8 protein-coding genes and 1 pseudogene are annotated in these 8,965 nt (G+C 76.2%); 8 read left to right on the top strand and 1 reads right to left on the bottom strand.

Annotated features, from left to right (window positions below):
- A pseudogene (locus tag CCN29_RS29530) lies at positions 1 to 705 on the top strand (cobyrinate a,c-diamide synthase); the annotation flags it as partial.
- Positions 702 to 1,433, top strand: coding sequence for a precorrin-2 C(20)-methyltransferase (gene cobI / locus CCN29_RS29525; RefSeq protein ID WP_031019915.1), 732 nt, complete (start codon positions 702 to 704; stop codon positions 1,431 to 1,433). The pseudogene CCN29_RS29530 and the gene cobI, both read left to right, overlap by 4 nt.
- Positions 1,434 to 1,450: 17 nt before the next feature.
- Here the strand turns inward: cobI and CCN29_RS29520 are convergent, their stop codons facing one another.
- A complete protein-coding gene (locus CCN29_RS29520; protein ID WP_086685606.1) occupies positions 1,451 to 2,179 on the bottom strand; it encodes a ZIP family metal transporter in 729 nt (242 codons plus the stop codon).
- Positions 2,180 to 2,276: 97 nt separating this feature from the next.
- On the opposite strand from CCN29_RS29520, the gene cobM reads away from it, so the two are divergent.
- Genes cobM through cobC form a run of 6 tightly spaced genes read left to right on the top strand, consistent with a single transcriptional unit; the run spans position 2,277 to position 8,570 of the window.
- Positions 2,277 to 3,095 (top strand): precorrin-4 C(11)-methyltransferase, encoded by an 819-nt coding sequence (gene cobM, locus CCN29_RS29515; protein ID WP_086685604.1) that lies wholly within the window; start codon positions 2,277 to 2,279, stop codon positions 3,093 to 3,095.
- Positions 3,092 to 4,345, top strand: coding sequence for a bifunctional cobalt-precorrin-7 (C(5))-methyltransferase/cobalt-precorrin-6B (C(15))-methyltransferase (locus tag CCN29_RS29510; protein WP_006132687.1), 1,254 nt, complete (start codon positions 3,092 to 3,094; stop codon positions 4,343 to 4,345). Before cobM ends, CCN29_RS29510 begins: the two co-directional genes overlap by 4 nt.
- Positions 4,342 to 6,024, top strand: coding sequence for a precorrin-3B C(17)-methyltransferase (gene cobJ, locus CCN29_RS29505; RefSeq protein WP_031019905.1), 1,683 nt, complete (start codon positions 4,342 to 4,344; stop codon positions 6,022 to 6,024). Before CCN29_RS29510 ends, cobJ begins: the two co-directional genes overlap by 4 nt.
- On the top strand, positions 6,021 to 6,608 hold the full coding sequence (locus CCN29_RS29500; protein ID WP_006132691.1) for a precorrin-8X methylmutase: 588 nt from the start codon (positions 6,021 to 6,023) through the stop codon (positions 6,606 to 6,608). Before cobJ ends, CCN29_RS29500 begins: the two co-directional genes overlap by 4 nt.
- Positions 6,605 to 7,519: a sirohydrochlorin chelatase gene (locus CCN29_RS29495; protein WP_031062289.1), complete on the top strand. Its 915-nt coding sequence runs from the start codon at positions 6,605 to 6,607 to the stop codon at positions 7,517 to 7,519. Before CCN29_RS29500 ends, CCN29_RS29495 begins: the two co-directional genes overlap by 4 nt.
- Positions 7,509 to 8,570, top strand: a complete 1,062-nt coding sequence (gene cobC, locus CCN29_RS29490; protein WP_442538552.1) for an Rv2231c family histidinol phosphate aminotransferase CobC — start codon at positions 7,509 to 7,511, stop codon at positions 8,568 to 8,570. The genes CCN29_RS29495 and cobC overlap by 11 nt, the downstream gene beginning before the upstream one ends.
- Positions 8,571 to 8,965 lie beyond the last annotated feature (395 nt).

Here is an 8,965-nt window from a genome sequence, read left to right as displayed (position 1 = left end):
CGAGCGGGGGGACCCCCATCGACCCCGGGGGCGTTGCCCCCGGACCCCCATCGGCCCTTCGGGCCTCGTCCTCGAACTCCCCCGGAGGGGGTACCCCCAGACGGGCTGGTTGTTGCACTCGCCGGTGGGGCTGCGTTCACGTTTTCCTATGCCGAGCATGGTGAGTTGCTCACCGCCGCCGGGGCCGAGGTCGTCACCTTTGATCCGTTGCGGGACGAGGAGTTGCCCGAGGGGACTGCCGGGCTGGTCATCGGTGGGGGGTTTCCCGAGGTGTATGCCTCCGAGCTGTCCGCCAACGAGTCGCTGCGCAAGGCCGTTGCCGAACTCGCCCTCAGCGGGGCTCCCGTCGCGGCCGAGTGTGCCGGGCTGCTGTATCTGTGCCGGGAGTTGGACGGGATGCCGATGTGCGGGGTGCTGGACGCCTCCGCGCGGATGTCGGAGCGGCTGACGCTCGGGTACCGGGATGCCGTGGCCGTCGGTGACAGCGTGCTGGCGCCGGCCGGGACGCGGATGCGGGGGCACGAGTTCCACCGGACCGTTGTCGAGCCGGGGGCCGGGGGCTCGCCCGCGTGGGGGCTGCGTACGCCCGAGCGGCGGGTCGAGGGGTTCGTCGAAGGCGGCGTGCACGCCAGTTATCTGCACACGCACTGGGCGTCGGCGCCCGGTGTCGCCCGTCGGTTCGTGGAGAGGTGCCGGACGTCATGAGCAGCAGGCTGATCGGGGTGGGCGTGGGGCCCGGGGACCCGGAGCTGGTGACCGTCAAGGGGGTCAACGCGCTGCGGGCCGCCGATGTCGTCGTCGTCCCCGTGATGGACACGGGTGAGCGGGGCCGGGCCGAGGCGACCGTGCTGCACTACGTGCCCGCCGAGAAGGTGGTCCGGGTGGTGTTCGCGCTGAACGAGCGGACCGACCGGGCGCGGCGGGAGGCGGCCTGGGACGCGGCCGGCGAGCGGGTCGCCGGGATGCTGCGGGAGGGCGGCACCGTGGCGTTCGCGACCATCGGCGATCCCAACGTCTATTCGACGTTCACGTATCTCGCGCTGACCGTCGGTGAACTCGTGCCGGGCGTGGTCGTGGAGACGGTGCCGGGGATCACCGCCATGCAGGATCTCGCGGCCAGGTCGGGAGCCGTGCTGACGGAGGGGACCGAGCCGTTGACGCTGGTGCCGGTCACCGCCGGGGCGGCCGTGCTCAAGGAGGCCCTCGCCGGGCCGGGCACGGTCGTGGCGTACAAGTTCGGGCGGCAGGCCGGCGAGGTCGCCGACGCGCTGCGGGAGACCGGGCGGCTCGACGACGCGGTGTGGGGGTCCGCGCTGGGGCTGCCGGAGGAGTCGGTGCGGCCCGCGGCGGAGATGGACGGGGAGCCGTTGCCGTATTTGTCGACGCTGATCGCGCCGCCCCGGCGCGGAGGCGGGCGGGGCGGGAAGCTGTGAGGCGGACCGGCGGGCGGTCAGTGGGCGGCGCCCACGACCAGCCAGATGAACAGCACCCCGGCGGCCGTGCACACCAGGGTGGAGCGGGCCGGGTGGGCGTGGTGGGCCTCGGGCAGGATCTCGGCCGCCGCGAGGTACAGCAGCGCGCCGCCGAACAGGCCGAGGTAGCCGCCGAGCAGCGGCTCGGGGATCGTGAAGAACAGGGTGGAGGCGGCGCCGGCGACCGGCGCCACGGCGTCCGCCCACAGCATCGCGAGCGCGCGGCGGCGGGCGTTGCCGTAGGCGTGGGCGAGCGTGTACGTGTTGAAGCCGTCCGCGAAGTCGTGGGCGGTGACGGCGACCGCGACGGCGGCGCCCATGCCACCGCCGACCTGGAAGGCGGCGCCGATCGCCACGCCGTCCATCGCGCTGTGGCCGACCATCGCCGCGGCGGCCGTGAGGCCCACCTCGGGGGTGCGGCCGTGGTTCTCGGCCGCCCCGTGCGCGGCCTGCCGGTGGGCGAGCAGGCGTTCCACCAGGTGGGCCAGCAGGAAGCCGGCGACGAAGAGGAGCAGCGCCGCCGGTACGCCGTGCACCTCGGTGCCGGCGGCCTCCAGGGACTCCGGGAGGAGTTCCAGGCCGACGACGCCGAGCATCAGTCCGCCGGCCAGGCCCAGCACGAGGTGACGGCGGTCGGTCACACGGTGTGCCGACCAGCCGCCGGCCAGCGTCATCAGGAACGCGCCCAGCGCGACGAGGACCGCCATGTGCTCTTCGTATCCGATCGGCGGGCGCTCGCGCACGCGTGACAGCCGCTCGGCCCCCTTCGACTTCCGAACCGCACACAGGGAAGGACCTGTTTCCATGACCGACGCCCCCACCGGCAAGGTGACCTTCGTCGGGGCCGGTCCCGGCGCCGCCGATCTGCTGACGTTCCGCGGCGCGCGGGCCATCGCCGAGGCGAACGTGGTGATCTGGGCCGCCAGCCTGGTCCAGGCGGAGATCCTGGAGCACGCGCGCGAGGACGCGGAGATCCTCGACTCGGCGGCGATGTCGCTGGAGGACGTGGTGGCCGTCTACGCGCGGGCCCGTGACGAGGGGCTGAGGGTCGCGCGGATCCACTCGGGTGACCCGGCGCTGTGGGGCGGCACCCAGGAACAGGTCGACCGGTGCGCGGAGCTGGGCATCGCCACGGAGATCGTGCCGGGTGTGTCGTCGTTCTCGGCGGTGGCGGCGCTCGCGGGGCGGGAGCTGACGATCCCGGAGGTGGCGCAGTCGGTGATCCTGACCCGGCTGGGCGGCGGCAAGACGCCGATGCCGCCGGGCGAGGAGGTCCGGGAGTTCGCGCGGCACGGCACCACGATGGCGGTGTTCCTGTCGGCTGCGCGCAGCGGGCAGCTGGTGCGGGAGCTGCTGGAGGGCGGCTATCCGACGTCGACGCCGGTCGTGGTGGCGTACCAGGCGACGTGGCCGGAGGAACTGGTGGTGCGGTGCACGATCGGCACGCTGGAGGAGACCGTCAAGGAGCACAAGCTGTGGAAGCACACGCTGTTCCTGGTCGGTCCGGCGCTCGACGCGCACGGCACCCGCTCGCACCTGTACCACCCGGGGCACTTCCACGGCTTCCGCAAGGCCGACCCGCGGGCGCGCAGGGAGCTGCGGGAGCGGGGGGCGAGCACATGATCACCGTGGTGGGGACGGGCACGGGCGGGCCGGCCGGCGTCCCGGAGCTCGACAAGGCCGCGCTCGTCGTCGGCGGGCGGCGCCATCTGGACGCCGTGGAGGTGCCGGAGGGGGCCGAGCGGGTGGTGCTGGGGCCGCTGGCGCCCGCCCTCGACACGGTCGCCGCGTATGTGGCCGAGGAGCGGCCGGTCGTGGTGCTGGCGTCGGGCGATCCCGGGTTCTTCGGGATCGTGCGGGCGCTGGCCGAACGGTTCGGTCCCGGGCTGTTGGACGTGCGGCCGGGGGTGTCGTCCGTCGCCGCCGCGTTCGCGCGGGCCGGGCTGCCGTGGGACGACGCGGTGGTGGTGAGCGCGCACGGGCGGGATCCGCGTACGGCCGTGAACGTGTGCCGGGCGCATCCGAAGGTCGCCGTGCTGACCGGGCCGGGCGCGGGCCCGGCCGAGCTGGGGGCGGCGCTGCGCGGTGAGCGGCGGGTGCTGGTCGTCGCGTCCGCGCTGGGGTCGGCCGGGGAGTCGGTGGAGCGGGTGACGCCCGAGGAGGCGGCCGGCCGGGACTGGGGTCCTGCGGTGAGCGTGGTGCTGTGCCTGGACGAGGCGCGGGCGCTGGGGCCGGTGCGTACGGTCGCGGGGCCACAGGGACTTCGAAGCCTGCCGGGGCGTCCGGCCGGCTGGGCACTGCCGGAGGCGGAGTTCACGCACCGGGACTCGATGATCACCAAGTTCGAGGTGCGGGCGCTGGCGCTGGCCCGGCTGGGGCCGCGCCCCGGCGACCTGGTGTGGGACGTCGGCGCGGGGTCGGGCTCGGTCGCCGTGGAGTGCGCGCGGCTCGGCGCGGCCGTCGTCGCCGTGGAGCGTGACGCGGACGGTGTGGAGCGGGTGCGCGCCAACGCGGACGCGCACGGGGTCGGCGTGCGGGTGGTGCACGGCGAGGCGCCGGGCGCGCTGGACGCGCTGGGCGACGACCCGGACGCCGTGTTCGTCGGCGGCGGGGGCCGGGAGCTGCCGGCGGTCGTCGCCGCGTGCGCGCGGCGGGCGCGGCGGACGGTCGTCGTCGCGATGGCCGCGCTCGACCGGGTGCCGGCCGCGCGGGCGGCGCTGACCGACGCGGGTCTGGCCTGCGACGGCGTGCTGGTGCAGTCGTCGCGGCTGGCGCCGCTGCCGGGGGACGTGACCCGGCTGGCGGCCACCAATCCGGTTTTCCTGCTGTGGGGCGTCCGGCCCCCGGCGCACAGTGAAGGAGTCTGCGAGTGATCGGCCTCATCTCCGCCACGGCGGCGGGAGCGGCGGCGCGGGACCGGCTGGCCGCCGCCTGGCCGGACCGCACGCGCGTGTACGACGGTCCGGTGGCGGACGCGGTACGGACCGCGTTCGCCGAGTGCGACCGGCTGGTGTGTTTCCTCGCCACCGGGGCCGTGGTACGGCTGGTGGCGCCGCTGCTGCACGGCAAGACGGACGACCCGGGCGTGGTGTGCGTGGACGAGGCCGGGCGGTTCGCGGTGTCGCTGCTCGGCGGGCACGGCGGCGGCGCGAACGAGCTGGCCCGCGAGGTCGGCGAGGTGCTGGGCGCGGAGCCGGTGGTGACCACCGCGACGGACGCGGTGGGGCTGCCCGGGCTCGACACGCTGGGCCTGCCGGTGGAGGGCGATGTGGCGGCCGTGTCGCGGGCGCTGCTGGACGGGGAGGCGGTGGCGCTGCGCGCCGAGGTGACGTGGCCGCTGCCGCCGCTGCCGGTCGCCGCCGAGGGCGCGTACACGGTGCGCGTGACGGACCGGCTGGTCGAACCGGGCGACGGGGAGGCGGTGTTGCGGCCGCCGACGCTCGTCGTCGGGGTCGGCGCGTCGAAGGGCGCCCCCGTCGAGGAGGTGCTCGGGCTGGTCGGGGACGCGCTGCGGGAGGCGGGGCTGTCGGCGGCGTCCGTGGCCGAACTGGCCACCGTCGACGCCAAGGCCGGGGAGCCGGGGCTCGTGGAGGCCGCCCGGCGGCTCGGGGTGCCGCTGGTGACGCACCCGGCCGGGGAGCTGGCGCGGGTGGAGGTGCCGAACCCGTCGGACGCGCCGCTCGCCGCCGTGGGCACCCCGTCCGTCGCGGAGGCCGCCGCGCTCGTCGGCGGGGGCGAACTCCTCGTGCCCAAGCGGAAGTCGGCCGGCTACCCCGCCATGGCGACCTGTGCGGTCGTACGGCGTCCGGGGCGGGGGCGGCTCGCGGTGGTCGGGCTCGGGCCCGGCGCGCGGGACCTGCTCACCCCGCGGGCGCGGGACGAACTGCGGCGCGCGTCCGTGCTGGTGGGCCTCGACCAGTACGTCGACCAGATCCGCGACCTGCTGCGGCCCGGCACGCGCGTGCTGGAGTCGGGGCTCGGCGCGGAGGAGGAACGGGCGCGCACGGCCGTCGAGGAGGCCCGGCGCGGGCAGGCGGTCGCGCTGATCGGCAGCGGCGACGCCGGGGTGTACGCGATGGCGTCGCCGGCGCTCGCGGAGGCGTCCGACGACATCGACGTGGTGGGCGTGCCCGGGGTGACGGCGGCGCTCGCGGCGGGCGCGCTGCTCGGCGCGCCGCTGGGCCACGACCACGTGTCGATCAGCCTGTCCGACCTGCACACGCCGTGGGAGGTCATCGAGCGGCGGGTGCGGGCGGCGGCCGAGGCGGACCTGGTGGTGACGTTCTACAACCCGCGCAGCCGGGGCCGGGACTGGCAGCTGCCGAAGGCGCTCGCCGTGCTCGCCGGACACCGGGCGCCCGCCACACCCGTGGGTGTCGTACGGAACGCGTCCCGCGCGGACGAGTCGGTGCGGCTGACCACGCTGGCCGCGCTGGACCCGGCGACGGTCGACATGATGACGGTCGTGACCGTGGGCAACACGGCGACCCGGGACATCGCGGGGCGCATGGTCACCCCGCGCGGCTACCGCTGGCAGGAGGAAACCCGGTGAACCGCGTGATCCACCCCATCGAGCAGGAGTCCTTCCGGCGGCTGCGCGCCCGCCTCGACACCTCCGGCTTCCCGCCGCTGACCCGCGCGGTCGTGGAGCGGGTCATCCACTCCGCGGCCGACCTGGAGTACGCCACCGACCTCGTCATGGACGAGGACGACCTGGTGCGGGCGCACGCCGCGCTGCACGCGGGCGCGCCCGTCGTCGCGGACGTGGAGATGGTCGCGGCCGGCATCACCCGCCGCGAGACCGTGTGCCGGCTGCGCGAGGCGCGGTCCGGGCCGGGACTCACCCGGTCCGCGCACGCCGTGCGGCTGGCCTACGAGGAGGTCGGGCCCGGCGCCCTGTGGGTGATCGGCTGCGCGCCCACCGCGCTGGAGGAGCTGCTGACCCTGGACGCCTCCCCCGCGCTCGTCATCGGCCTGCCTGTCGGGTTCGTCGGCGCCGCCGAGTCCAAGGCGGCGCTGCGGGAGAGCGGACTGCCCGCCGTGAGCAACGTGTCCGAGAAGGGCGGGTCGGCGGTCGCCGCCGCCGCGCTCAACGCCCTGCTGTATCACCCCGTTTCGACCGAGGAGACCCTGTGACCACCCCGCCCGCCCTGCTCATCGCCGGCCACGGCACCCGCGACGACGCCGGAGCGGAGGCGTTCCGCGCCTTCGTGCGGGAGCTGGGCCGCCGCCGGCCCGACCTGCCCGTCGCGGGCGGCTTCATCGAACTGTCCCCGCCGCCGCTGGGCGAGGCCGTCGCCGAACTGGTGGAGCGGGGGGTGCGGCGGTTCGCGGCCGTGCCGCTGATGCTGGTGTCCGCCGGGCACGCCAAGGGCGACATCCCGGCCGCGCTGGCCCGGGAGAAGGAGCGCCACCCCGGTCTGACGTACACCTACGGCCGTCCGCTGGGGCCGCACCCGTCGCTGCTGCGGGTGCTGGAGCGGCGGCTCGCGGAGGCGGTGGACCCGTCCTGGGACCCCGCCGAGATGACGGTGCTGCTGGTGGGGCGCGGGTCGACGGACCCGGACGCCAACGCCGAGGTGTTCAAGGCGGCCCGGCTGCTGTGGGAAGGGCGCGGCTACGCGGGCGTGGAGACGGCGTTCGTGTCGCTGGCGGCGCCGGACGTGCCGAGCGGGCTTGACCGGTGCGCGCGGCTGGGGGCGCGGCGGATCGTGGTCCTGCCGTACTTCCTGTTCACCGGCATCCTGCCGGACCGGGTACGGACGCAGACCGAGGAGTGGGCGACGGCGCACCCGGACACCGAGGTGCGCTCGGCGGACGTCATCGGCCCCGAGCCGGAGCTGCTGGACCTCGTGCTGGAGCGGTACGAGGAGGCCGTGAAGGGCGATCTGCGGATGAACTGCGACTCCTGCGTGTACCGGATCGCGCTGCCCGGCTTCGAGGACAAGGTGGGGCTGCCGCAGCAGCCGCACTTCCATCCGGACGACGACGGGCACCACCACGGGCACGGGCACGGGCACGCGCACTCCCACAGTCATGCCCACTGAGCCGGGGTCCGGGCACGATCTGCGGCACCACGGGGACGCCGAGGTCCGTGACGACGGCCGCGCGCTGGTCGATCTCGCGGTCAACGTCCGCGCGGACACGCCTCCGGGGTGGCTGCGGGAGCGCGTCGCGGCGTCGCTGGCGGGGCTGGCCGCCTACCCGGACGGGCGGGCCGCGCGGGCCGCGGTGGCGGCGCGACACGGGCTGCCCGTGGAGCGGGTGCTGCTGACGGCGGGCGCGGCGGAGGCGTTCGTGCTGCTGGCGCGGGCGCTGAAGGTGTCACGGCCGGTGGTGGTGCACCCGCAGTTCACCGAGCCGGAGGCCGCGCTGCGGAACGCCGGGCACACGGTGGACCGGGTGCTGCTGCGGGAGACCGACGGCTTCCGTCTCGACCCCGCGGCGGTCCCGGAGGACGCGGACCTGGTGGTGATCGGCAACCCGACCAACCCGACGTCGGTGCTGCACCCGGCGGACACGCTCGTCCGGCTGGCCCGTCCGGGGCGGACGCTGATGGTGGACGAGGCGTTCATGGACGCGGTACCCGGCGAGCGCGAGGCGCTGGCCGGGCGCACGGACGTGCCGGGCCTGGTGGTGCTGCGCAGCCTCACCAAGACGTGGGGCCTGGCGGGCCTGCGCGTCGGGTACGTCCTCGCGGACCCGGAGACCGTCGCCCTGCTGGAGCGGGCGCAGCCGCTGTGGCCGGTGTCCACGCCGGCGCTGGCGGCGGCGGAGGCCTGCGTGGCGCCTGCGGCGCTGGCGGAGGCGGAGGAGGCGGCGCGGGGGGTCGCGGCGGACCGCGCGTTCCTGCTCGCGGGGTTGCGGGACTTCGCGTCCCACGGCCTGCGGGCGGTGTCCCCCGCGGAGGCCCCCTTCGTCCTGGTACGCGTGCCGGACGCGGCAGCGGTGCGGCGGCGCTTGCGTGCCTTGGGGTACGCGGTTCGCCGCGGGGACACGTTTCCGGGTCTGAACGAGGAGTGGCTCCGGCTGGCGGTACGGGACAGGGGGACGACGGAGGGGTTCCTGCGGGCGCTGGGGCAGGCACTGGGCGCCTGAGCGGTTCGCGGGCCGGGTGCGGGTGGTCCAGGGCAGATCGCGCAGTTCCCCGCGCCCCTGAAGGGGCGCACCCCCGCCGACTGCGGGCAGTCGTGCCGCTAGGGGCGGCACGGGTGGGCGCAGGCGGCACCCCCCGGCGGGTCCGCGCCACACCCCCCGACGGCCACCGGAGTGCCGGGAACTGTCGCACGCCGGGTGCAGGCGGCGCCGTGGCCGGTCGCGCAGTTCCCCGCGCCCCTGACGGGGCGCACCCCCGCCGACTGCGGGCAGTCGGCGGCTAGGGGCGGCACGGGTGGGCGCAGGCGGCACCCCCCAGCGGGCCCGCGCCACACCCCCCGACGGCCACCGGAGTGCCGGGAACTGTCGCACGCCGTTGCAGGCGGCGCCGTGGCCGG

This window comes from Streptomyces pseudogriseolus (genome assembly GCA_002154585.1).
Taxonomy (GTDB): Bacteria; Actinomycetota; Actinomycetes; order Streptomycetales; family Streptomycetaceae; genus Streptomyces; species Streptomyces pseudogriseolus.
This window is presented reverse-complemented; position numbering and strand designations above follow the sequence as displayed.